The 21,768-nt window shown below is 61.3% G+C and carries 22 protein-coding genes and 1 pseudogene; 12 read left to right on the forward strand and 11 right to left on the reverse strand.

Translation table 11 applies throughout. The features are described from left to right. Window positions 1–123: 123 nt before the first annotated feature. The 3 genes from AC4PTT_RS10530 to AC4PTT_RS10540 all read left to right on the forward strand — a co-directional run bounded on the left by AC4PTT_RS10530 (window position 124) and on the right by AC4PTT_RS10540 (window position 2,707). Window positions 124–282 carry an acinetodin/klebsidin/J25 family lasso peptide gene (locus tag AC4PTT_RS10530; RefSeq protein ID WP_297559471.1) on the forward strand — a complete coding sequence of 53 codons (159 nt, stop codon included), beginning with the start codon at window positions 124–126 and terminating at the stop codon, window positions 280–282. A 74-nt stretch (window positions 283–356) separates the two neighbouring features. Beyond that, window positions 357–1,016 (forward strand): lasso peptide biosynthesis B2 protein, encoded by a 660-nt coding sequence (locus AC4PTT_RS10535; RefSeq protein ID WP_492161109.1) that lies wholly within the window; start codon window positions 357–359, stop codon window positions 1,014–1,016. Beyond that, window positions 1,016–2,707: an asparagine synthase-related protein gene (locus AC4PTT_RS10540; protein ID WP_492161110.1), complete on the forward strand. Its 1,692-nt coding sequence runs from the start codon at window positions 1,016–1,018 to the stop codon at window positions 2,705–2,707. Before AC4PTT_RS10535 ends, AC4PTT_RS10540 begins: the two co-directional genes overlap by 1 nt. A 161-nt stretch (window positions 2,708–2,868) precedes the next feature. Here AC4PTT_RS10540 and AC4PTT_RS10545 read toward each other — a convergent pair. From AC4PTT_RS10545 to AC4PTT_RS10560, 4 genes and pseudogenes are all read right to left on the reverse strand, one after another. Continuing rightward, window positions 2,869–3,613: pseudogene (locus AC4PTT_RS10545) on the reverse strand (IS30 family transposase). A gap of 179 nt (window positions 3,614–3,792) precedes the next feature. Next, window positions 3,793–4,203 carry a DUF2177 family protein gene (locus tag AC4PTT_RS10550; RefSeq protein ID WP_113155219.1) on the reverse strand — a complete coding sequence of 137 codons (411 nt, stop codon included), beginning with the start codon at window positions 4,201–4,203 and terminating at the stop codon, window positions 3,793–3,795. A gap of 31 nt (window positions 4,204–4,234) precedes the next feature. Further along, a complete protein-coding gene (locus AC4PTT_RS10555; RefSeq protein WP_492161111.1) occupies window positions 4,235–4,930 on the reverse strand; it encodes a ChrR family anti-sigma-E factor in 696 nt (231 codons plus the stop codon). Next, complete coding sequence (locus AC4PTT_RS10560; protein WP_244974849.1) at window positions 4,927–5,496, reverse strand: sigma-70 family RNA polymerase sigma factor; 570 nt, start codon at window positions 5,494–5,496, stop codon at window positions 4,927–4,929. The genes AC4PTT_RS10555 and AC4PTT_RS10560 overlap by 4 nt, the downstream gene beginning before the upstream one ends. 226 nt (window positions 5,497–5,722) lie before the next feature. Here AC4PTT_RS10560 and AC4PTT_RS10565 point away from each other — a divergent pair, with 226 nt between their 5' ends. From AC4PTT_RS10565 to AC4PTT_RS10575, 3 genes are read left to right on the forward strand one after another with little or no spacing between them, the layout of a single operon-like run. Next, the gene (locus AC4PTT_RS10565; RefSeq protein WP_492161112.1) at window positions 5,723–7,075 is read left to right on the forward strand and encodes an NAD(P)/FAD-dependent oxidoreductase; all 1,353 of its coding nucleotides are present in this window, start codon (window positions 5,723–5,725) and stop codon (window positions 7,073–7,075) included. After that, window positions 7,072–7,878 (forward strand): DUF1365 domain-containing protein, encoded by an 807-nt coding sequence (locus AC4PTT_RS10570; RefSeq protein WP_492161113.1) that lies wholly within the window; start codon window positions 7,072–7,074, stop codon window positions 7,876–7,878. The genes AC4PTT_RS10565 and AC4PTT_RS10570 overlap by 4 nt, the downstream gene beginning before the upstream one ends. Next, a complete protein-coding gene (locus AC4PTT_RS10575) occupies window positions 7,865–9,082 on the forward strand; it encodes an SAM-dependent methyltransferase (RefSeq protein WP_206545288.1) in 1,218 nt (405 codons plus the stop codon). The genes AC4PTT_RS10570 and AC4PTT_RS10575 overlap by 14 nt, the downstream gene beginning before the upstream one ends. 15 nt (window positions 9,083–9,097) lie before the next feature. Here AC4PTT_RS10575 and AC4PTT_RS10580 read toward each other — a convergent pair whose 3' ends face one another. Beyond that, a complete protein-coding gene (locus tag AC4PTT_RS10580) occupies window positions 9,098–9,871 on the reverse strand; it encodes an SDR family NAD(P)-dependent oxidoreductase (protein WP_492161114.1) in 774 nt (257 codons plus the stop codon). Window positions 9,872–10,126: 255 nt separating this feature from the next. On the opposite strand from AC4PTT_RS10580, the gene AC4PTT_RS10585 reads away from it, so the two are divergent. From AC4PTT_RS10585 to AC4PTT_RS10610, 6 genes are read left to right on the forward strand one after another with little or no spacing between them, the layout of a single operon-like run. Continuing rightward, on the forward strand, window positions 10,127–11,611 hold the full coding sequence (locus tag AC4PTT_RS10585; protein WP_492161115.1) for a M81 family metallopeptidase: 1,485 nt from the start codon (window positions 10,127–10,129) through the stop codon (window positions 11,609–11,611). Further along, complete coding sequence (locus tag AC4PTT_RS10590) at window positions 11,608–12,723, forward strand: C4-dicarboxylate TRAP transporter substrate-binding protein (protein ID WP_206552553.1); 1,116 nt, start codon at window positions 11,608–11,610, stop codon at window positions 12,721–12,723. The genes AC4PTT_RS10585 and AC4PTT_RS10590 overlap by 4 nt, the downstream gene beginning before the upstream one ends. Window positions 12,724–12,782: 59 nt before the next feature. After that, entirely contained in the window at window positions 12,783–13,298 is a 516-nt protein-coding gene (locus tag AC4PTT_RS10595; RefSeq protein ID WP_113155211.1) for a TRAP transporter small permease subunit, read from the forward strand. 9 nt (window positions 13,299–13,307) lie between these two features. Further along, window positions 13,308–14,612, forward strand: coding sequence for a TRAP transporter large permease (locus AC4PTT_RS10600; protein WP_492161116.1), 1,305 nt, complete (start codon window positions 13,308–13,310; stop codon window positions 14,610–14,612). Window positions 14,613–14,616: 4 nt separating this feature from the next. Next, the gene (locus tag AC4PTT_RS10605) at window positions 14,617–15,501 is read left to right on the forward strand and encodes a MurR/RpiR family transcriptional regulator (RefSeq protein WP_492161117.1); all 885 of its coding nucleotides are present in this window, start codon (window positions 14,617–14,619) and stop codon (window positions 15,499–15,501) included. 13 nt (window positions 15,502–15,514) lie between these two features. Beyond that, complete coding sequence (locus AC4PTT_RS10610; protein WP_492161118.1) at window positions 15,515–16,846, forward strand: aspartate aminotransferase family protein; 1,332 nt, start codon at window positions 15,515–15,517, stop codon at window positions 16,844–16,846. A gap of 94 nt (window positions 16,847–16,940) precedes the next feature. Here the strand turns inward: AC4PTT_RS10610 and ubiV are convergent, their stop codons facing one another. The 6 genes from ubiV to AC4PTT_RS10640 are packed head-to-tail and all read right to left on the reverse strand — an operon-like array spanning window position 16,941 to window position 21,768. Continuing rightward, the gene (ubiV, locus tag AC4PTT_RS10615; protein ID WP_492161119.1) at window positions 16,941–17,858 is read right to left on the reverse strand and encodes a ubiquinone anaerobic biosynthesis protein UbiV; all 918 of its coding nucleotides are present in this window, start codon (window positions 17,856–17,858) and stop codon (window positions 16,941–16,943) included. A gap of 4 nt (window positions 17,859–17,862) precedes the next feature. Next, the gene (gene ubiU, locus AC4PTT_RS10620) at window positions 17,863–18,861 is read right to left on the reverse strand and encodes a ubiquinone anaerobic biosynthesis protein UbiU (RefSeq protein WP_317561305.1); all 999 of its coding nucleotides are present in this window, start codon (window positions 18,859–18,861) and stop codon (window positions 17,863–17,865) included. After that, the gene (gene ubiT, locus AC4PTT_RS10625; protein WP_206995938.1) at window positions 18,858–19,388 is read right to left on the reverse strand and encodes a ubiquinone anaerobic biosynthesis accessory factor UbiT; all 531 of its coding nucleotides are present in this window, start codon (window positions 19,386–19,388) and stop codon (window positions 18,858–18,860) included. Before ubiT ends, ubiU begins: the two co-directional genes overlap by 4 nt. 10 nt (window positions 19,389–19,398) lie before the next feature. Next, complete coding sequence (gene mog / locus AC4PTT_RS10630) at window positions 19,399–19,962, reverse strand: molybdopterin adenylyltransferase (RefSeq protein ID WP_317561303.1); 564 nt, start codon at window positions 19,960–19,962, stop codon at window positions 19,399–19,401. Beyond that, window positions 19,952–20,494 carry a DUF2478 domain-containing protein gene (locus AC4PTT_RS10635; RefSeq protein WP_206545300.1) on the reverse strand — a complete coding sequence of 181 codons (543 nt, stop codon included), beginning with the start codon at window positions 20,492–20,494 and terminating at the stop codon, window positions 19,952–19,954. The genes mog and AC4PTT_RS10635 overlap by 11 nt, the downstream gene beginning before the upstream one ends. Continuing rightward, entirely contained in the window at window positions 20,491–21,768 is a 1,278-nt protein-coding gene (locus AC4PTT_RS10640) for a molybdopterin molybdotransferase MoeA (protein WP_492161120.1), read from the reverse strand. The genes AC4PTT_RS10635 and AC4PTT_RS10640 overlap by 4 nt, the downstream gene beginning before the upstream one ends.

The raw sequence follows: 21,768 nt of genomic DNA on the forward strand, positions 1-21,768 counted from the left end.
TAGCATTTTATTTTTAAAAATATTAAATTTCACGTTTTTATCTTCTCGCCAGTGGGCAATTTTTAACATACCCGCATAGCACTCCTTCTTGTTTGTGAACTGAAACGACAGAAAGGAACTACCATGACGAAGGCGAACACCGCCCCAACTCTGAAGGTATCCATGGTCGGCTCTCACAAGCTCGTCACGCTCAATGCGAGCGCGACGCAGCAGACCCATGGCGGCGCCGGCCCGATTGCTGAGACGTTCCAGCGGCAGCCGCCGGTCACGTTTTACGGCTAATGCCGGAGGAGGGGGCGCTTGGCGCCCCCTTTTTTATCGAAGAAGTATTGATACAAAACTTTCGGAGAATCCGGATGGCATATCGTGTGGCTGAAGGCTTCTGTGTCACGATGTACCGAGACGATCTTGTCATTCTCGACACCCGCGCCAACAGATTTTCCTTCGTCAACAACGTTGATCTGGACGGCTTGAACGCCGAGCTTCAAGGCGAACGGGGGGACCTAGCGCAGGGGCTTTACGATCTGGGTGTTCTAGTCCCAGCGAGCGACAGTCCACTCGAGCTGTCGAACTGCATCCCCCACGAGGGGTTCGAGGCCCGGTGGATGATGCCTTTGACGTCCTCTTCGGTTAAGGCAGGCGACCGACTGCGTATGGCTATGCGCTTGGCACGCTCGATGTGGTTTATCCGCTCAGCGACCTTCGAGACAATCCGGTCCGCCCTTCGGAGCAAGCCGACTTCCCATATGGACCACAAAACGGACTCCAAGTGGGATTGGACCGCAGATATGGCGCTACTTAACAGTGTATATCACTTCGACCTAAGCGGCAATCAGTGCCTCACCTATTCGTACACGCTGGTCAGGCACCTTCGCTCGAAAGGCTTCCCGGCGAACCTCTGCATCGGCGTCCGTACACGTCCCTTCGTCTCCCACGCTTGGGTAGAGTGTTATGGAGAGGTCGTGAACGACGATCCCGCACTTCGCGAAAAAGTCGCAACAATAATGGTCGCCTGATGCTCGTTTCGACAAATATAGATGTTCTTGTCGAACACCTTCAGCGCCAAGCTCCCCAGGTTCAATTCCGGCTGCATCCGTCCGGTTATCGCTTCACGTCGCCCAACGACGATCTGCGCCCTTCGGTGACTTGGCCTGCTGCGATGGTGCGTTGCGAAAGCCGTCTTTCCGGCGACCTCGAACAGGCTCTCGCCGTGCGGGATGTTGAGCGTCTGAACGAAGACCTGGGCCGCCTGATCGGCGCCTACACGGTCATTGTGATTCTGCGGGATGCCGTTCACATCTGGTCGAGCCTCGTCAAAGAGAGTGACATCTTCTGGAGTGCAAGCGCAGCCGGTATGATCATATCGGACAACATCGGTGTTATCCGCTCTCTATCTCGTGAGTTCACGGCAGAGCCGACGTTGAACGTCCAATATTGTACGGACGGGGTATTGGGCGAGGATGCGTTCGGTACGGAGACGATATTTTCCGGCATCCACCACGTGCCGCTCGGAACGCGGACAAGCATCAGCGTGGACGGCAAGGTTGAGGTCCAGGCGATCCCTCTCCCCGAAAAAGACAATCCACTTGACGCCATCGCTGAGCATCTGACGGGATCGAGGCATTCGAGTGGACCACAGCCAATCCTGATGTTCTCAGGCGGGCTGGACTCAAGCTCCATCCTCTATGCTTGCAAGGAAGCCGGGATGTCGCCCGTGCTAATCCACGTTCTGAACCACGAAGATCGAACAGCCACAGAACTACCGACTGCTCAACGCATCGCCTCCGGGTGGGGGTTCGATCTGCAGGTGATCGAGAAGCCACCGCTCACGTCCTACGCTCCCAACAGAGCAAGGAAGCTCGACGCGAGTATCCAGTCGCCCTTCGAGGTCAACCCGATATTCTTCTTCCTGAACGAAGAAGCGCATTTGGAGGATAGGGCCGCGAATCTTGGGATCAGCACATGTGTAACGGGTTTCGGCGGTGATGACGTGTTTGGCCAGAACCCGTCGACGAACGTCACTATCGATGCCTACCGGCGCGGCGGAGTACATGCCGCGCTCTCGGGATGCCTGAAATACAGCACCCTTAAGGGGCGCAGTTTTGCGCCGGATGCTTGGGCGGCGGCTCGGAAGCTGCTTGGTGTCACACCGATTGAGGACGGCTATCGCCCTCCGGACTGGTTTGCATCTCGCTCCGCGGTAGAGCGCCGCGACGAGCATCCATGGAGCCGCGATCATATGAACACCCCTGCCAAGCGAGCGCACCTTCGGGGCATCCTTCGAGCAGCCTATAGCTGTTCCAATGCACGCCAGAGCCCACTTCTCTATGTCACTCCCATGGTCTCACAGGCAGTCGTTGGAGGTGTCTTTAGAAAAGATGTCGCCGATCTTTACGACAGCAAATTCGATCGAATCATCCTGCGGCAGTCGCTCTTTCAACGCAGCGGATCCGAGATTGCGTGGCGAAGGTCGAAGCGATCGTCGTCAAATTTCGTGTTTGAATTCCTCACGAACAATCGCGATGAACTGCACGACTACATCGTTGACGGTAGGGTCGCCAAATCCATGAACGTAGACCGAACGGGCCTGAAGAACAGTCTAGAATATTGTTGTTCAGCTGGTATCAATAACGATCTACCGTTGTTATTTTCGCTATTGAGGCTCGAAATATTTCACCGGCATGTCGCATCAGTTAGACCGCGCTGATCGTCGTGCGCGAGATATTCGCACAGTACGGACGAAAAGTGCTCGCTCCGACCTTGTTCGTTATATTTTTGACGCTAGTAGACGCGTTGGCCGGTGTTGCTGTGTGAGTTCATGTCGAAGGGCGACTTGCGAGCTGGATCAGGCTATTCGGCACAGCGCATCTATACCAGTAGCTTCTGCCGGAAGACTTCAGCAGGGAGGGGGGCTGAGGCATTTACGCGGTGTCGCATTGAGGCGATCGCAGATGTCCTACAGGTCGCGATCGGTGATCGACAGCGGATTGACCTCTCTCGAAAGCCATTTTCGGGCCCTGCCGTTGGTGTTCTCCACGGTGCCTTTCTGCCACGGTTGTTGCGGATCGCAGAACCAGATCTGCGTTCCGATGCCCGCCTGCAGGTATGTCCAATCGGTGAACTCGGTGCCTCGGTCTAAGGTGATGGAGCGGCGGGCGCGATGGGGCAGGGACTGCAGCACTTGGATCAGCCCGTCGATGATCGGCCGGGATTGCCGGTCGTTGTTGCGCAGGAGCACCGCAAAGCGGCTGACCCGTTCGACCAGTGACGTGACATTGGCCTTGCCGAACGTCTCGCGGAACTGGATCAGATCACACTCCCAGTGCCCAAACTGCCTGCGTGCCGCCACCAGATCGGGACGGTGGAGAATGTTCAGTTCCGGGCTGAAGCGGCGTCCGTGCCGCCGTCCCGCATGCCGTGGCCAGCGCCGGGCGCGGCGCTCCGGCAGATGCCGCCACAGCTTGATCGCGTGGCCATCGGCCGAGTAGGCGAACTTGTAGAACGTCTCGTGACTGACCGAGAGCGGATGACGTTCCGACCGCATCCTGCCAGCGATCTGTTGCGGCGACCAGCGGTGTTTCGCAGCAATGTGGTCAACGCAAATGCCGACCATCCGCCAGCGGGCGATCTCGCTGCGGTCATCCAAATCGAGTTGGGAGTAGGTGCGCTTCATAGTGTTTCCTTGCATACGATAACCGATTGATATCGCTGCAAAGTCGCACTTCAAACTTGAACCCACCCAACCACACACAAAGATCGCATAAGATAGATTATGGAACTATTGTGTGTCGATCAGCCAGCAGAACCAATGATGCGTGCGGTCGCCAGATAGCCGGCCCAGGCCGAAACGCCGGTCAGAACCGTGCCCCAGGCAATGTCGACGAAGGTCACCGCAATCGACCAGTTCTTCACGGTCGCAAGGTTCGTCATGTCATAGGTGCCGTAAGCGATGAGCCCCAGAATGGCGCCGGCGAAAAGCGCGCTGGCGGCGCTGCCATTGTTCAGCGATGGCGCGACGGCGAAATAGACGATACCCGCCACATAGACGCAATAGAACAGTCCGGCAGCGACGAGATTGGGCTGGTCCAGCAAGAGATGTCCCATGCGCTCGCGGTAGAAGCCCGTGGCGACGCGTGACAGCCAGATGTAATCCAGCCCGAAGAACACAAGCGCTGTTGCGACATAGGCCACGAGATAGCTCATTCGATCTCTTTCTCCGTTTGTCCATCGATTGTCAGATTCCGATAATCGGCTGCACGGCGCGCACCAGCCAGCTGCGGAATTTCAATGGCGCGTCCGTCACGGCCAGGCAGATGCAGTCTTCGCCTTCGGTGGCGATGGGCTGGTGCTGCAGCGTCTCGTCTGCTTCCTCGAAGTCGCCACGCGCAAAGAGATCGTCTCCGTCGTGAAAACTGCCGGAAAGAACGAGGGTCAGCTCCCTGCCCCTGTGGCCGTGTTCAGGCACCGGCTTGCCAGCCGGAATGCGCAGAAGTCGCACGCGCGCCGTACCGTCATCGGTCTCGATGGGCAGATGATACGCACCGCGACCGAGCGGCCGCCATTTCACCGTATCCACGTCACCGCCCACATAAGAGCGTAATGGTTCTGGCAGAACCGTCTGCCCGGCTTGCGAAGAAGCCTTCGCCTTCACGGGCCGTTCAGCGTCCGGCGTATGCGCCCTGTCGGCGGCAAGCCGCTTTCTGAGGCTTTCCCAGGACGCGCTTTCGTCGCTGGCCGCTTCCTGCGTTGCCTCTTCATCCACTGGCTCGGCAATGAGCGCGCCGCCCGTCATTTCCATCACGGCCAGACGCCGGCGGCATGCAGGACACAGCGCCAGATGCGTGGCGACAGCAATGCGCCAGCCTTCCGAAAGCTGGCCGGTTGCATAATCGAGAAGAAGCTCTTCGCTGATATGGTGCTGGATGCTCATGATCTGTCTCCCAGCGTCGCTCGCAGTCGATTGAACGCCAGACGAATGCGTGATTTCACGGTTCCCAGTGGCAGGTCGAGGCGCTTGGCGATCTCGCTGTGGGAAGCCTCGTCGAAAAATGCGAGATCGAGCAGCCTGCGTTGCTCGGGCGGCAGCTCTTCAAGTGCCGCATGGAGACGCCGCTCGTCATCACGGGCTTCCATTGTCTGATCGGCCGTCGGGTCTGCGTCAGGCACGAAAGCCGGATCGTTCGGGTCGAAATCCGGCCTCTTGGAGCGACGGTAGCTATCGATGCGCAGATTGCGCGCGATGGTGAAAATCCAGGTGGCCGCGTTGCCTTTGTCGGCGTCGAACTGCGCTGCTTTTCGCCACACCGTCATCATGGTTTCCTGCATCAGCTCCTCGGCTGCCTGCGGGTCCCGCACGAGACGCATCATATATGCGCGCACCCGCGGCCCGAAGGCGCGGAAAACCTGTTCAAAGGCCTCCATATCGCCATCGCTGCCGATCCTGGCGATGAGATCAGCCATCTCTGCCCTGGGCTCGGTATCCGTCGTCTTGGTCATCTCGCCCCGATTCACGGCGCGGCGGCGCTTCCGCGTCGCAGAGCCGGAGAACATTAAAAGCGCCTGTCGCACAGGCTTTGTCGGGCCGATTTCAAGGTTCATGCCCGCCACTACGCGATCTAGCGCGCTCCGGATCACAGCAAACAAAAAAAATGTCATGCCGGCAAATCCAGTCGCGCTTTGCTTGCGTATCTGAGTTCAAAGAGACGTCAAAAGGAAAAATCCGGTGCTCAACCAAGTTCGCCCAGCCAGCAAAGGCCATGTTGCTGTCATCGGAAGTGGTATTTCGGGCCTGTCGGCCGCCTGGCTCCTTTCGCGGTCGCGCCGGGTCACGCTTTACGAGGCAGATGCCCGCCCGGGCGGGCACGCCAACACGGTGGATGTTCCTTCCGAGACCGGTCCGATAGCGGTCGATACGGGGTTCATCGTTTACAATGACCGGAATTATCCCGAACTCGTCTCACTCTTTGATCACTTAAGCGTTCCGACACTACCGTCCGACATGTCGTTCGCCGCGTCTCTGGATGGTGGACGTTTTGAATATTCCGGTTCTGGTCTGCGCGGTCTTCTGGGACAGAAGGCAAATGTGGTGCGCCCGCGTTTCTGGCGGATGCTGGCCGATGTTCTTCGGTTCTACCGCGAGGCCCCTTCCCTCCTGATCGAACGCAAACATGCCGATGAAACCCTCGGCTCCTATCTCAGGCTTTCCGGCTACAGCGAAGGCTTCATCAACGATCATCTCCTGCCCATGGGCGCAGCCATCTGGTCGACAACGTCTGAGGAGATGCGTGAATACCCACTGCATGCCTTCATCAGCTTCTTCGAACGGCACGGGCTTCTCTCGCTGTCGGATCGCCCGCGCTGGCGCACAGTGGCGGGCGGCAGCCGCACCTATGTGCGCCGGCTCCTTGACGATTTTGACGGCGAGTTGCGGCTTTCCACGCCGGTTGCAAACGTTCGACGGCTCAAGCATGGCGTGGAGGTCACAGACACGTCGGGTCATAAAGAACGGTTTGACGATGTCGTAATCGCAACGCATGCCGATCAGGCACTCAAGTTTCTGGAGGATGCGAGCGAGACGGAGCACCGGCTCCTGAGCGCCTTCTCCTACACGCCGAACACGGCCGTCCTGCACAAGAACACGGATCTCATGCCGAAACGGCAAAGCGTCTGGTCGAGCTGGAACTATATCGAGCGCGACAGGAAGGCCGGCAACCGTCAGCTTTGCGTCACTTACTGGATGAACCGGCTCCAGAACATCGACCCCGCTCATCCGCTTTTCGTCACGCTCAATCCTTCGCAGGATATTCCGGACGAAGACGTGATACAGGCGTTCGACTACACGCACCCGCTCTTCAACCACGCGGCTCTTTCGGCGCAGAAGCAACTCTGGCAGTTGCAGGGAAACCGCAACACATGGTTCTGCGGTGCCTATTTCGGCAGCGGCTTCCACGAAGACGGCATCCGCGCCGGTCTTGGCGCTGCCGAGCTTCTGGCCGGCATCGCCGCGCCGTGGAAAAGTGGCAGGGCGGACGCCGCCGCCGCAAGGCGGGACGAGGCGCTTGTGGCAGCCGAATGAGCTGGAACTCCGCCATATACCGGGGTGAGGTGGTCCATGTGCGCCACCGGCCGCGCGTGCATCGGCTGCGCTACCGCGTGTTCGCACTGGATCTCGATCTGGACGAACTGCCGCGCCTGTCGAAGGCGCTCCGGTTTTTCGGCTACAACCGCCCTGCTCTCTTTTCGTTCCGCGACAGCGACCATGGAGATGGTGTTGCGGGCGGCCTGCGCCGCTGGGTGGATGCGCGCATCGCCGAGGCCGGGTTCGATCCCGCTTCCATGCGGGTCAGCGTTCTTTGTTATCCGCGCATTCTCGGCTATGTGTTCAATCCCCTCACCGTCTATTTCTGCCGCGACGAAAGAGGCGCGGTGCAGCTCGTTCTCTACGAGGTCTGCAACACGTTCAACGAGCGCCACACCTATGTGATCCCGGCCTCCGATACGGGCAGGCCCAGCATCCGACATTCCTGCGACAAGGCGCTTTATGTCTCGCCATTCCTCTCGATGGATTGCCGCTATGATTTCCGCATCGCTCCGCCGGGTGATGAAGTCATGGTCTCGATCAGCGAGAGCGAGGCGCGCAAGAAGGTGCTTTTCGCTTCCTTTTCCGGCAAGCGCCAGACGCTGACCGACGGGGCGCTCATCCGCCTCTTCTTCAGCCATCCGCTGATGACCCTGAAGGTCACCGGAGCCATTCATTTCGAGGCGCTTCGCCTCTGGCTGAAGGGCGTTCCATTTCACCGCCATCGGCCCGCCGACACCCCCGTCGCCAAAACACTGGTCGCCCCCAATCCCAAGGTGAAACAGCATGAGCCACATTGAGAACGTTTCCGGCCTCTCCACCCAGATCGACGGCGCGCTCTGGCAGCGCATCGTGTGCCGCTGGGCTGATGCGATCACCATTGGCCGGATCACCCTGCGCTTTCCCGATGGCCAGACCTACACCGCTGCCGGAGAAAAACCGGGTCCGGCTGCCGCCCTGCGTTTCAACACCGGTCGCGGTTTCATGCAGATCCTTTCCGGCGGCAGCACGGGTTTTGCAAAGGCCTATCTCGACGGGCACGTAGACACGCCCGATCTTGATGCGATCATGGAGCTGGCGCTTGCCAATGAAAACCGCTGGCAGAATGTGCTCGACACGTCGAAGCTCGTCTCCCGGCTGGATTTCATCCGGCATCGTCTGCGGCGCAATTCACGCAGCGGCAGCCGGCGCAACATCGCCTATCACTATGATCTGGGCAACGCGTTCTATCGGCTCTGGCTCGATGACACGATGACCTATTCCTCGGCCCTTTACGAGGACGGACAGACGGATCTGGAACAGGCGCAGATCGCGAAATATGACCGCATTCTGGAGCGGCTCGGGATCGGGCCGGATGACCGTGTTCTGGAAATCGGCTGCGGCTGGGGCGGCTTTGCCGAACATGCGATCCGCAAGACCGGCTGCCATGTGACCGGACTGACGCTTTCCACCGAACAGGCGGATTATGCACGCGCCCGGCTGTCTGATGCCGGGTTGTCGGAGAAGGCCGACATTCGATTGCAGGACTACCGCGACTGTCAGGGCCGGTTCACAAAAATCGTGTCCATCGAGATGTTCGAGGCGGTGGGCGAGGAAAACTGGCCGCTTTATTTCGCCCGCGTGCGTGATCTGCTGGCCGAAGACGGCCGTGCGCTTCTGCAGGTCATCACGATTGATGAAACCCGCTTCGACCATTACCGCCGCAATGCGGATTTCATCCAGAAATACATCTTTCCTGGCGGCATGCTCCCCTCGCCTGCGGCCTTCATAAACGCGGCCGGAACCGCCGGCATGGCGGTGGTTGACGAACTGCGCTTCGGTCCCGATTACGCCACCACGCTTGCCGAATGGGAGACACGCTTCCGCGCGTCCTGGGAGAAGATAGAAGCGCTCGGCTTCGATGAGCGCTTCTATCGCATGTGGCTCTATTATCTCGCTTATTGCCGGACTGGCTTCCGCACCGGCCGCATCGATGTGGTCCAGTTCGAGCTTGTGAAACCGTGAGGCGCGCGGTGCGCCTTACGCAGTTTCCTGCGCGCGCACCAGCTTTCTCGTGATCGCAAACCTGAGGCCTGCCGGAAGTGCGTGAAGGAGCTTCACCGCGAGCTTCATCTTCCATGGAAAGATGATCTCGTAGCGGCGGTCAGTAAGCCCGCGTTCAATGTGTTCTGCGGCCTCGTCGGCCGAAATCATGAACGGCATTGGAAAATCGTTGCGCGCCGTCAGCGGCGTGTCGACGAAACCGGGATTGATGATGCTGAGCGAAACATTCCGGCGCTCGGCTTCGGGCTTCATCGCTTCACACAGATTGTTCAGCGCGGCCTTGGTCGCGCCATAGGTCGCGCCGCCCGGAAGGCCGGTATAACCGGCGACCGAGGCCATGATGGCGATCTGCCCCCGGCCCCGCCGCATCATTGCCTGAAGCACCGGGTCGAGCGCATTGCACGCCCCTTGCAGATTGACCGATATCATTCTGGCGGCGGTTTCCGCGCTGAAACCGAACGCATCATCCCGCGTATAGGTGCCCGCCCCCAGAACGGCCATGTCCACCGGCCCGAGCGCTTCTTCGATGGCCTCAAACACGGCGCGTGTTTCATCCATCTCTGTCACGTCGAGCGGATACGGGTGAATGCTCTCCGGGACTTCTTTTGCGAGATTGAGGAGCGCCTCTTCACTGCGCGCGCTTGCCGCCACGCGCCAGCCCGATTTGGCCAGTCGCAGGGCAAGCGCGCGTCCGATGCCGGAACTGGCGCCGGTGATCCAGACGAGACGGTTTGCGGAAATTTCGCTCATTTTCACTCGTTCTCCTGCGCTTTTGTCACAAAACACTACGAGAATCGGCGAAAAGTGGATCACCACACGCGGGGTCAAAAAATGTCGGTGACACACCCGACCTTCACGTGGCGATTATGCAGAAAACCCAGCAATTGCAGGCATTTGCGCTGTGGTCCACAGGCGAACCGGAAACACGCCGGCTAAGCTTGACAAAACAAATGCGCTATTTTCTTATTAAAAGAACATTTGTTTCATATTTCCATTGGAAACGACATGCGCATAGGCGTCGCCCGGCTCTGGCACGAGGCAAACTCATTCTCAGTCTGCGAAACCCGTCTGGAGCAGTTTCAGGCCCGCGAATGGGTGTGCGGCGAAGAAGCTCGCGAACTCTACCGGGGCACAGCCACGGAACCGGGCGGTGCGCTCGCCTGGGCCGAGCAGCGCGAAAACGTCGAGCTGGTCTTCTCCCGTTGTGCTTCAGCAGCCCCGGCCGGCCCGGTCGATCAGGCGCTGCTTGACCGGTTGACGCAGGAAATCGTCGAAGACGCATCGCTGGACGGTATCGACGGGCTCTACCTCTCGCTTCACGGCGCATGCATCGGAACCACGGATCTCGATCCGGAGCTGACGCTTGTCAAAGCCCTGCGCCAGCGCTTTCCCGATCTGCCGATTGCGGCCTCCTTCGACATGCATGCCTGCATCGCACCCGAACTGGCCGGGATGCTGAACGCGGCAACCATCTATCGCACCTACCCGCATGTGGACATGGCAGAGACCGCGCAGGCCGCGCTCGACATGCTTGCCTGCATGGTGGAAGGCGGGCTGAAGCCCCGCGTGATCCTGCGCCGGATCGGGCGCATTCTGCCAAGCTTCAACATGCGCACCGACGGGCCGGGCCCGATGCGTGACATCGAGGCGAAGGCGCAGATCCTTGCGCCGGATGCTGCCGCCGCGCCCTTCCCCGCAGCCTACCCCTATGCAAGCTTTGCCTATGCGGATGTGCCCGTCGCGGATGCCGGCGTTCTGGTAACCTGTCTCGACGAAGCCGAAGGCTCCGCACTGGCGGACGAGGTTGCGGCCTTCATGCTGTCGCAGCAGGCCCGCTTTCAGCCGGATCTGCCATCGGCGCATGAGGCGCTCGCGGCCTGTCCGTGGGCGAGCGGCGCGCGCGTCGCGTTTCTGGAACCTTCTGACAATCCGCTTTCCGGCGGCATTGGCGATACGCCGGGTCTGTTTGCAGCGGCTCTGGAAGCCGATCTGCCGGAAGGCAGCGTCTTCGCGTTTTTCTGCGATCCCGATCTGGTGACGAAATCCCACGAAGCGGGGGCCGGCGCGATGCTCGAAGTCTCGCTGGGCGGACGGCTTGACGACCGGTTCGGCGAACCGCTGCGTTGCATGGCCAAGGTGCTCTGCGTGACCGATGGCCGTTTTCGCAATGAAGACGCGATGGAACGCGGCATGCCGGTGGACCTCGGCCCCACCGCACTGATTGGTGTGAACGGTCTGCGGGTCATCGTCACCACGGGCTGCCAGTCGCCCAACGACACGGCCTATTTCCGCCTTCACGGCATCGATATCGACACGGTGCCCGTGCTTCTCGCCAAGGCGAAAAACCATTTCCGCGCTGCTTTCGGCAGCCGGTTTGACGTCATCCAGTCCTGCGAAACGCTGGGGCCAGCCATGGCTGACGTTTCACAACTGCCCTTCCGAAATGTGCCTCGGGAGCGCTTCAACCTGAAAGAACAGAGGGAAACATGAAGAAGACAATTACTGCCGCCCTGCTCGGCCTTGCCGCAAGCTCCGTCAGCGCCGCTGCCATCGAACTCACCGTCAGCTCCTGGGTCGCGCCGTCGCACCCGACGATCTTCGCCGGCTATGAAACCTACTTCCCGGCCGTGGCCAAGGCCTCCGGCGGTGATGTGACCTTCAACCTCGTTTCCGGCGGCGCGCTGCTGGGCGGCAAGGAAACGCTGACCGGTCTTGGCGATGGTGTTGCCGATGCATCCGTTCTGGCGCTGACCTACAACCCGGCCCAGCTGCCGACCAGCCAGCTCGTTGCGGAGCTCGCCATGCTGAGCGGCGATTCACTGGCCGTTGCCGCTGCCGTGACCGAGTTCACGCTACTCAACTGCGCGCCCTGCGTTGACGAATTTTCCAAGCAGAACGTCGTTTACACCGGCAGCTACGCGACGGCGCCCTATGCGCTGATCAGCAAGGAAGACGTGACCCAGACCGGCGACGTGGCTGGCAAGCGCATCCGTTCGCCCGGTGGCGCATGGGATCGCTGGATCGGCGAGGCCGGCGCGACCGTCGTGCACACCTCCAGCTCGGAAATGTATGAGGCGCTGGACAAGGGCGTGATCGACATCGCCATGCAGCCTGCCGCTTCGCTGAAGACGCATTCGCTCTGGGATGTGGCCGACACGATCACGCTGGGCAGCTTCGGCGTCTACAATTCCGGTCCGCTGCTTGCGTTCAACAAGGACGCGTGGATGGAGCTGAGCGCTGAAAACCGTCGCGTTCTGCTCGACGAGATGGCTGACGCCATCGTCGCGACCACCGAAGCCTATGTGGCGCAGAACGAAGACGCCAAGGCAGAAGCCGCCGACCACGGCATGAAGGTTCTCGACAAGCCGGAAGCGCTGGAGACGGAAATTGCCGCCTTCAACAGCCAGGACATCGCCTCCATCGTCGAGAAGGCGCAGGACGTCTACGGCGTCGAGAATGCGCAAGCGCTGATCGAGAGCTACCAGGCATCGCTTGCCAAATGGGAAGAGATCACGGCTTCCGGTCTTTCCGGCGAGGCGTTTGCCGAGCGCATGAAGACCGAGATCTTCGACAAGCTTTCGGAAAACGAATACGGCCTTTGAGCCGGTCGCGGCGGCGCTTCATGAGCGCCGCCCCTTCTCTCTGACACGCCGGATATTCCATGCAACAAATCGATGTCTTCCTGGGCAGGCTGGGGCGTCTTCTCGCGCTTGCGGCAAGCCTTTGCCTCGTCGTCATGATGTTCCAGATCTGTCTTGATGTTGGCGGGCGTTACCTCTTTGGCAAGCCCATGCCCTCAACGCTCGAGATCGTCTCGGACTGGTGGATGCCGGCGCTGATCTTCCTGCCTCTGCTCAATGTGGAATGGCGCAACGAAAACATTGCCGTCGACCTGTTCTACCAGGGGCTCGGCCCCCGTGCGCAGGCCGTGCTTGATGCGATCGCCCTCGTGTGTTTCGGCGTGTTTCTCGCGCTCATCGCCTATGCCGGTTTCGAGCAGGCCATGCGCGCCTATCGGCAAGGCGAGTTCATCATCGGCATGATCCCCGTCATCACCTGGCCGCCCCGTTTCTTCCTGCCGGTGGCGGGCTTCCTGACGGCCCTTCTTTGCTTTGTCCGGGCCGTGCGCGCCGTTGGCCGCGCCGCTTCGACCAAAGCCGAAACCAGCGACATCTAGGGGCCTATCGTGGATAGCATCACACTCGTCTACTGGGCGCTTGGCGCGCTCATGATCCTTCTGGCGCTGCGCGTCCCCGTTGCGGCAGCCCTTGGCCTCGTCGCCATTGTCGGCATGTATATTCTGGTTGGCGAGCGGGCCACCTGGGGCGTTCTTCGCTCGGTCCCGCATGCCTTTGCCGCACATTGGAGCCTGAGCGCCATCCCCATGTTCCTGTTCATGGGCTATGTCTGCTTCTCCGCCGGCCTGACTGACGGTCTGTTCCGTGTGGCGCGAGCCTGGCTGAACTTCCTGCCGGGCGGCCTTGCCATCTCGTCGGTTGGCGGTGCAGCGCTCTTCTCCTCTGTTACCGGCTCCTCCGTTGCCTGTGCGGCGGCCATGGGCAAGATCGCCGTCCCGGCCATGCTCGACCGCGGCTATAACGCAAAGCTCGCCGTTGGCACCATCGCGGCTGCCGGCACCATGGGCTCGCTCATTCCGCCAAGCACGATCCTGCTGCTTTACGCCGTCTTTGCCGAAGTGCCGGTCAGCGAACTGTTCATCGGCGCGGTCATTCCGGGCCTGCTGACCGCACTCATGTACGGTCTGATGATCCTGATGCGGGTGAAGTACAACCCGTCTCTGGCGCCGCGCGAGAAAAGCGTCGACTGGCGTGAGCGCTTTCTGGCGCTCGGCGAAACCTGGCCGCTCTTCCTGCTTGTCATAACGGTCTTCGGCGGCATCTTTGCCGGTCTCTTCTCGGCAACGGAAGCGGGCGCCATCGGCGCGCTGGCGGCCATTGCCATCGGTTTCGCCAAGCGCACGCTCTCCTGGCGAGCCCTGAAGGACGCCGCGTTCGAGACCATCCGCTCCACCTCGGCCATCTTCCTGATCGCCGTGGCCGCAGCGCTGCTGACCCGCCTCTTCGCCTTCGCCGGCTTCCCCGATTATGTGCAGGGACTGATCGGCGAGGACATGTCGCCGCTGCTCATCATCATCGCCGTCTCGCTGATCTATCTGGTTCTGGGCATGTTCCTCGACCCGATCGGCGTGATGCTTTTGACGCTGCCCGTTCTGCTGCCGATCTTCGAGACGGCGGACATCAGCCTCATCTATGCGGGTGTGATGATCACCAAATATCTGGAGATCGGTCTCATCACGCCGCCGGTCGGGCTCAATGTGTTCGTGATCAAGAATGTCGTGGCGGACAGGGTGTCGATCAGCGACGTCTTCCGCGGCGTGGGCTGGTTCCTGCTTGCCGATGTGGTGACGGTGGCCATACTCATAGCCTTCCCGGCGACCGTTCTGTGGTTGCCCAGCCTGATAAGCGGGTGACACCATGACCGAGGCCCCTACCCTTGAAGCCCTGAGCCAGCGGATGATTGCCGAGATCGACGCATTGCCGCGTCGACTGGCCGATGGCGCACGCTATCTGATCGATCATCCCGACGATGTGGTGCTTCTCTCCATGCGCGAGATCGCCACACGCGCCGGCATTGCGCCGGCGACGCTGGTGCGGCTGGCGCGCACGCTGGGCTTTGCCGACTGGTCGGAACTGCGGGCGGTCTACGCCAACAGTTTCCGCACCGGGCCGGCCCGCTATGCCGACAAGGCGGTGGCGGCCGTGCAGCAGGACAAGGGCGCGGGGCTGCTGGCCGAAACGTTTCGCGCGCAGGAGGCGAGCCTCGCCTTTGCGCTCGAAAGCAACGCGCTTGAGGACATCACGGCGGCGGCGCGCACGCTTGCCCATGCCGAGCGCATCTATGTGGCCGCCTTCATGAGCTGCCGGGGACCGGGCCTCACCTTCACCTATCTTTGCAAGATGCTGCGCCCGAACGTGGAGTTTCTCGGCAGCGAAGGCTCATCGCTGGTGGCCGACCTTTCCATGCTCACCGAGCGCGATGCGGTTCTCTCGATCAACTTCCAGCCCTATGCGCGCGAAATCGACATGGTGGCCGAGGCTGTCGCAAAGTCGGGTGCAAGCCTGATCAGCCTGGCCGACAGCCGCGCCACGCCGCTTCAACCGCACGCCTCCACCTGCCTACTGTTCTCCGCAGAGAGCCCGTCCTTCTTCCCCTCCGTTATTTCCGCCGTCGGCGTTGTCGAGGGGCTTGCAGCGGCCATGCTGACCGAGCTGCAGGACACGGCCATGGAGCGGATCGGCCACATCGAAGAACAGCTTTACACATCCGGTTCCTACCACGCGCACCGTCGTGCGCGATAACAGAGACGTCCCAATGACCCACGTGTTTCATCGCTCCCCGAAAAACCCGCTGCCGCTGGCAGTGAAAGGGGCTGGCGCCTACATCACCGACGAGACCGGCAAGCGCTATATCGACGCCTGCGGCGGCGCGGCCGTTTCCTGCATCGGCCATGGCGATGTGCGCGTTCTCGAGGCCGTTCAGCGCCAGATGAGCGAAATCAGCTATGCGCATACGAGCTTCTTCACCTCGGCTGCTGCCGAGGCGCTTGCCGACCATCTGTGCGCGGCAAGCCCGGTCCCGCTCGACAAGGTCTATCTGGTCGGCTCCGGTTCCGAGGCCGTTGAAGCGGCCATCAAGATGGCGCGCCAATATCACCTGGAGCGCGGGGAAGCATCGCGCAAGCTCGTGATCTCCCGCCACCAGAGCTATCACGGCAACACGCTGGGCGCGCTTTCCGTCGGCGGCAACCCGCCACGGCGCAAACCCTATGGCCCCTTCCTTCTGGAAGAGCCGAAGATCGAGCCCTGCTTTGCCTATCGCTATGCGAAAGAAGGCGAAAGCGCGGAAGACTATGCCCTGCGTGCAGCGAACCTTCTGGAAGACAAGATCCTCGAGCTCGGGCCGGAAAACGTCGTGGCGTTCCTGGCGGAGACCGTGGTGGGCGCAACGGCTGGCGCAGTGGCCGCCGAGGCCGGTTATTTCCGCCGCGTCCGCGAGATCTGCGACCGCTACGGCGTGCTTCTCATCCTCGATGAAGTGATGTGTGGCTCCGGGCGCACGGGCACGTTCCTCGCCTGCGAAGAGGAAAATGTAACGCCCGACATCCTGACGCTCGCCAAGGGACTGGGCGGAGGATATCAGCCCATCGCGGCGGTGATGTGCACGGCCAATGTCTATGACACCATCGTCAATGGCAGCGGCGGTTTCGTGCACGGGCACACCTATTCGGCTCATCCGCTCGCCTGCGCGGCGGCACTTGCGGTTCAGAAGATCATCCGCGACGACGACCTGCTCGCCAATGTGCGTGCGCGTGGCGCGCAGCTTCACGAGCGGCTTCAGGCGCGTTTCGGCAACCATCCCCATGTGGGCGATGTGCGCGGGCGCGGGCTTCTGCAGGCCATCGAGCTGGTCGAACATCGCGACGCCAAAACGCCGTTTTCGCCTGAACGGCGCATCGGCGCGGCGATCAAGAAAGAAGCGATGGCCGCTGGCCTGATGGTTTATCCGGGAGCGGGCACCATTGATGGCGTATCGGGCGACCACGTGCTGCTCGCACCACCTTACAATGTCGACGCCGAAACCATTGATCTGATTGTCGACAGGCTGGGCCTGGCGGTGGACGCGGCCCTCGCCCGTCAAGGCTGAAATGCGCAGTTATGCGCCTCAATGGTGAGGCGCATAACAATTTAAAAACAATGTGTTGCTTGAGAGTTCGTTTGTAAAAAATGAAGTCTCCAGATCAGGAAACCGGTGTCAAGCCAGCAACCATCCGGTGCCCGGCGACACGGTGGAAGAAGCCGTTGCTGAAGCGCGTTTGAGCGCAGGTTTCCGAGAGCTGCGCAAGCGCTTCCTCGCTGTCGATTTTTCCGTCGAGACAGGCCCGGAAAGTCTCCGCCACCGCAACCATGTCGACCGATTGCGGCATGAGCCGCAGATGCCGGATGCCCATTGCGACAAGCTCGGCCATCTCCCGAACGAGACAGATATAGCTTTCAGACTGGGTCTGGATTCCGTTCACCCTGAGGAACGGCGTCCCGTCGGCGGTCAGGAGCGGCATACCGTCCGGGTCGTCCTCGCAGACGAACTGGCAATTGTCCTTGTGACGGCCATGGGCGCGGGCATGGTAGCAGCGTGCGGAAACGGCAAGCGGCGCGCGGCCGAACACCTGAAACTCGGTCTCGATGGCGATTTCGCCTGCTGCCTTGGCGGCATGGGCGAGTGAGGCGCGCGGCAGTTCGTGTGGCAGGCACACATGCGTCGCTCCGTTCTGCGCCAGCCAGGCGATGGTCGCTTCGTTATAGGCGTTGAGGAACGGACCGATGCGGTGCGGTGCGCCGGCCCGTGCATGAAGGCCGGCCGCATTGTTGATTTCGATCTCGGCGCCTTCCATTTCGCAGAGTGCGCGCGTGGCCTGCTGCTCGCGCGGCAGCATGACTTCGGCAAGCGATGACAGAACCACGGTCTTCCCGGCTCTCTCTAGGCGTTCGATGATGTCCGGCATGTCGCGCTCGAAGAAGGGCGCGCGTTTCGAGCAGATCACCTCCCCCAGATAAACGGTTTCGAGCGGGGCCTCGTCGGCAATGCGCGCATAGAAATCGCGCTTGCGTTCAGCGGGCCAGTGGTAGGCTATCGGCCCAAGCGTCAGAGCGGCGTGCATCGGCTTATCTCCACTTCTTCGTTTCGAATGCGCCCTGCGTTTCCCGGCCGCCTTCGGTGAGTTGCAGGAGGCCCGCAATGTTTGCCTCCCTGCCGGCGCGAATATCGTCCACCGCATTGCGGAAGGCGGAAACGACATTGCGCACATAGCTCTTGGAGCGCTGCCGCCCCTCGATCTTGAAGGCGTGGACGCCGGCATCGATCAGTTCGGGCAGGAGGCGTGCGAGGTTCAGGCTGACGGGTTCTTCAAAGGCGTAATAGCCTTCGGGACGATGCGGCGCCTGATAGCGCCCCTTGCAGATCGTCGGATAGCCGGCCATCTCGTCCGGCCCGAAACGGTCGATCACGTAGCCAGAGAGGCAGCTGGAGACCGCGCCATCACCCTCCCGGCGATACTCCACGTCGGCCGCCGGCGAGCACACGCCATCCATATTGGTGGAAAGCCCGGTGACGTAATTGGTCAGGCTGCAGCGCCCCTCCACCATCAACCCATGATTGCCGAAGATGAAGGTCTCGATCTCGCAGGGGATTTCTTGGGCGATGCGCCGGATTTCCGGAATGGTGAGAATGCGCGGAAGGACGACGCGCTTTACACCGAAATTCTCGCAGTAATAGCGGATGGCCTCCGGGCTCGAAGCAGCGGCCTGCACCGAGAGATGCAGGCGGATTTCCGGGTATTTCGTGGCGATGTACCGGGCAACGCCCATATCCGCGACGATGAAGGCGTCAACGCCGATGCGCGCGCCGGTGTCGGCCGCCTCGCGCCACAGATCCACCTGGCCCGCAGGCGGATAGGTGTTGAGCGCGAGAAGCACTTTCGAACCCTTCGAATGGGCATAGGCGACGGCTGTGGCGAGTTCGTCGGTGCTGAAATTCAGACCGGGAAAGTTCCGCGCATTCGTCGCATTGCGAAAGCCGCAATAGACGGTGTCCGCGCCGGCATCCACGGCCGTGCGCAAGGCTGCCGGTGTACCGGCCGGGCACACCAGTTCTGCAAGTGTCATGTCGAGCTCCTTTGTGAACGCGCGTCAGCCCGGCTTCGCAGGAAGCCAAGCGCAAGCCTGCCTGGCGGGCCGAACAGGTCGGCCGTATCAGCGGCAATCGATCCGTCGACATCGTCGAGCGCGTTGCGCAGGCTCACCACGGCCTCCGTATTGCCTTCGATGATCAGGTCGCGGGAGAAGAAGACGGCGTCGCCGTCGGCGTCTGCATCGATCAGTTCGAACAATGTGTCGAAGCTGCCCCGGATCAGCGCCTCATGCGCCGGCAGCGCCCGGCGGGCGACGGCGCGCAGCACGGGGCGTTCGGGATCCGGCTGAAGGAAGAGAGCGAAAGGCAGGTTTGTCGGGTCGATGATATAGCCTGTCTTCGTATGCGGTCCGAGGCGCTCGAAGATTGCGGGGTGCTTGCGCGAGAGGCTTTTGACGACCCGGCCGAGAAGCGGCGCAAGGATGACTGTGAGGGCTGGAGCTGTGAGGTCGGTGAGAGGATTTGCTTTATTCAGAACTTCATGTTTATGTGAATAAGCCATTGTTCATGCTTCACTTTGGTCTGAATGCCTTGCCGGTTTCGCCCGCCGTTTCCAGACCGGGCGAACCGATCAGGTCGAGGCAATAGGGAATGGCCGGAAACACGGCGTCGAGGCATGTGCGGATCGCTGCCGGCTTTCCCGGAAGATTGACGATGAGCGTCTTTCCGCGTGTTCCGGCGGTCTGGCGTGAGAGGATGGCGGTCGGTACTTCCTCAAGACTGCGCCGGCGCATCAGCTCGCCGAAACCCGGCAGCTCCTTTTCAAGAACATCCTGCATGGCTTCGGGCGTTTCATCGCGCGGAGCGGGACCGGTGCCGCCCGTGGTCAGGATCAGCGCTGCATTCTCTTCATCGCAGAGCCTCTTCAGTTCATCGCCGACAGGGCCCCGCCCGTCGCTGATGATGCGAATTTCGAGATGGAAGGCAGAAGCGATGTTCTCTTGAAGCCATTCGGCGATGGCCGGGCCGCCGCGGTCCTCATAGTCGCCCCGGCTTGCGCGATCCGATATGACCAGCGCCACGATGCTGAGGCCGGCGCGTTCATTCTCATGAGGCGGTGCGGGTTCATGCGGCATTGCGGGCATCCTTGCGCACCACATGGGTTGCGAGCCACGCGTCGATGCGCGCCGGATCTGGCTGGAGTTCCGTGTGGCACCCTTCCGTGAAGTCCTGCCAGGCCTGCGCATATTCATCCCGAACCGCCACCAGCACCGGAATGCCCAGCATGAAGGCTTCCTCGATTGCCGCGCGAAAACCGCCGCCGAGCATTTCCCCCTTGCCGAAACGGTTGAGGATCAGAAGATCGGGCTTTTCACGAACACGCTCAAGAAGCGGGCCGCACAGATCGGCCAGCGCATGCGGATCGAGCCTGCACCCGGACGACCCCTGCCCCAGTTCCTGTGAAATGAGCCAGACCGCGCCATTGCGGATGTCTTCCAGATGCATGGCCGCGCAGCAGTTTTCGGAAAGGTCGCGTTCGAGCTGGACAAAGCCTTCAACGACAATGTTCTGCGACTGCAACCGCGCGGCGGCATCCGCGAGCAGCGCGTCGATGGGATCGCCGCCGCTGAAGCGGACCGCCGCTATGGCCGGGATGGTGTTCGTCATTCCAAAACTCCTTGCACGAAGGGGAGGAAATCCAGTTCCTCGCCCGCCTCGGCATCGCCGGTTGTGGCTTCGATAATGGCCACTCCATCGGCAAAACACAGAGGATAAAGCGACGCAGACCCGCCATGGCCGATGCGCGCCAGAAGCGGCTGTCCGCGATGGGTGTGCGACACGACGCGCACCGGCACGTATTCGCGCCGTCCAAGCCTGTGGCGTATGACGCCCTCGGTGATGGCGCGCACGGGTTCGACAGGCTGCGTTGCTCTTCCCGATAGCCGCTCGACCGCCATGCGTCCGAACAGCTGGAAGCCGATCCATGCCGCCATCGGGTTTCCCGGAAGGCCGAGAAACGCCGTTTTGCCGATGCGACCGAACATGACGGGCTTGCCGGGTTTCAGGGCGACTTTCCAGCTGTCGATAACGCCGCCGGCGGACGAAAACGCGCCTTTCAGAAAATCCCTGCCACCGACCGATACCGCGCCGGAGGAGATGAGCAGATCGAAGTCGCCGGCATGCCGATGCAGGAACTGGCGCGTTTCAAAGGGATCGTCCGGGAGGATGCCGAGATCGACCGGCGCGCAACCCATCTCCTGCAGCATCATCAGGAGCATGGGGCGGTTGGCATCGTGCAGTTCAAAGGCGCGTCTTTCGTGGCTGGCCGCGACCAGCTCGTCGCCGGTCGAGAAAACGCCGATGCGGGGCTGGCGATAGACGGTCACCGAGAGATGCCCATTGGCTGCCAGAAGCCCGGCATAGCGCCCGCTCATCCGGGTTCCGGGCGCGACAAGTACGTCATCGCGCGCGATATCGCAGCCAGCGCGCCTGATATGCGCGCCCGGTCGCGGCGCTTTGAAGAACGCGGCGCAGCCCTGCTCTTCCGACGTCTGTTCAAACGGCACGACTGCATCCGCATTGGCTGGAATGGGCGCGCCGGTGAAGATGCGCATACAGGCGCCCGGCGCGAGGGCTGGCGCCCCATGATCGCCCGCTGCAACCGCGCCGCTGATCGGCAGCGCATGCGGCGGTCCGTTTTCGAAATCCGCAAGACTGACGGCGAAACCATCCATCGCCGAATTGTCGAAGAATGGCATCGGGCATGACGCATGAAGCGGTTTTGCAACGATGCGCCCGGCGGCCTCAGCCAGAGGCAGGCTCTCCGTCGCGCTGGCCGGCGTCAACAGGGCGTAAAGGCGCTGACGCGCTTCGTCCACGTTGAGCATTCCACCGGCAGGGGCGTCGCAGGGACAAGAAATCGATATTGCCGCTTCACCCAT

The sequence above is a fragment of the Nitratireductor sp. WH36-1 genome (assembly GCF_058725515.1).

Bases quoted from the DNA above. Each gene is read 5' to 3' on its own strand.
- AC4PTT_RS10530 (WP_297559471.1), top strand. From the start codon at position 124: ATGACGAAGGCGAACACCGCCCCAACTCTGAAGGTATCCATGGTCGGC.
- AC4PTT_RS10535 (WP_492161109.1), top strand. From the start codon at position 357: ATGGCATATCGTGTGGCTGAAGGCTTCTGTGTCACGATGTACCGAGAC.
- AC4PTT_RS10540 (WP_492161110.1), top strand. From the start codon at position 1,016: ATGCTCGTTTCGACAAATATAGATGTTCTTGTCGAACACCTTCAGCGC.
- AC4PTT_RS10550 (WP_113155219.1), bottom strand. From the start codon at position 4,203: ATGAGCTATCTCGTGGCCTATGTCGCAACAGCGCTTGTGTTCTTCGGG.
- AC4PTT_RS10555 (WP_492161111.1), bottom strand. From the start codon at position 4,930: ATGAGCATCCAGCACCATATCAGCGAAGAGCTTCTTCTCGATTATGCA.
- AC4PTT_RS10560 (WP_244974849.1), bottom strand. From the start codon at position 5,496: ATGACCAAGACGACGGATACCGAGCCCAGGGCAGAGATGGCTGATCTC.
- AC4PTT_RS10570 (WP_492161113.1), top strand. From the start codon at position 7,072: ATGAGCTGGAACTCCGCCATATACCGGGGTGAGGTGGTCCATGTGCGC.
- AC4PTT_RS10575 (WP_206545288.1), top strand. From the start codon at position 7,865: ATGAGCCACATTGAGAACGTTTCCGGCCTCTCCACCCAGATCGACGGC.
- AC4PTT_RS10580 (WP_492161114.1), bottom strand. From the start codon at position 9,871: ATGAGCGAAATTTCCGCAAACCGTCTCGTCTGGATCACCGGCGCCAGT.
- AC4PTT_RS10585 (WP_492161115.1), top strand. From the start codon at position 10,127: ATGCGCATAGGCGTCGCCCGGCTCTGGCACGAGGCAAACTCATTCTCA.
- AC4PTT_RS10590 (WP_206552553.1), top strand. From the start codon at position 11,608: ATGAAGAAGACAATTACTGCCGCCCTGCTCGGCCTTGCCGCAAGCTCC.
- AC4PTT_RS10595 (WP_113155211.1), top strand. From the start codon at position 12,783: ATGCAACAAATCGATGTCTTCCTGGGCAGGCTGGGGCGTCTTCTCGCG.
- AC4PTT_RS10605 (WP_492161117.1), top strand. From the start codon at position 14,617: ATGACCGAGGCCCCTACCCTTGAAGCCCTGAGCCAGCGGATGATTGCC.
- AC4PTT_RS10610 (WP_492161118.1), top strand. From the start codon at position 15,515: ATGACCCACGTGTTTCATCGCTCCCCGAAAAACCCGCTGCCGCTGGCA.
- ubiV (WP_492161119.1), bottom strand. From the start codon at position 17,858: ATGCACGCCGCTCTGACGCTTGGGCCGATAGCCTACCACTGGCCCGCT.
- ubiU (WP_317561305.1), bottom strand. From the start codon at position 18,861: ATGACACTTGCAGAACTGGTGTGCCCGGCCGGTACACCGGCAGCCTTG.
- ubiT (WP_206995938.1), bottom strand. From the start codon at position 19,388: ATGGCTTATTCACATAAACATGAAGTTCTGAATAAAGCAAATCCTCTC.
- mog (WP_317561303.1), bottom strand. From the start codon at position 19,962: ATGCCGCATGAACCCGCACCGCCTCATGAGAATGAACGCGCCGGCCTC.
- AC4PTT_RS10635 (WP_206545300.1), bottom strand. From the start codon at position 20,494: ATGACGAACACCATCCCGGCCATAGCGGCGGTCCGCTTCAGCGGCGGC.
- AC4PTT_RS10640 (WP_492161120.1), bottom strand. From the start codon at position 21,768: ATGGGTGAAGCGGCAATATCGATTTCTTGTCCCTGCGACGCCCCTGCC.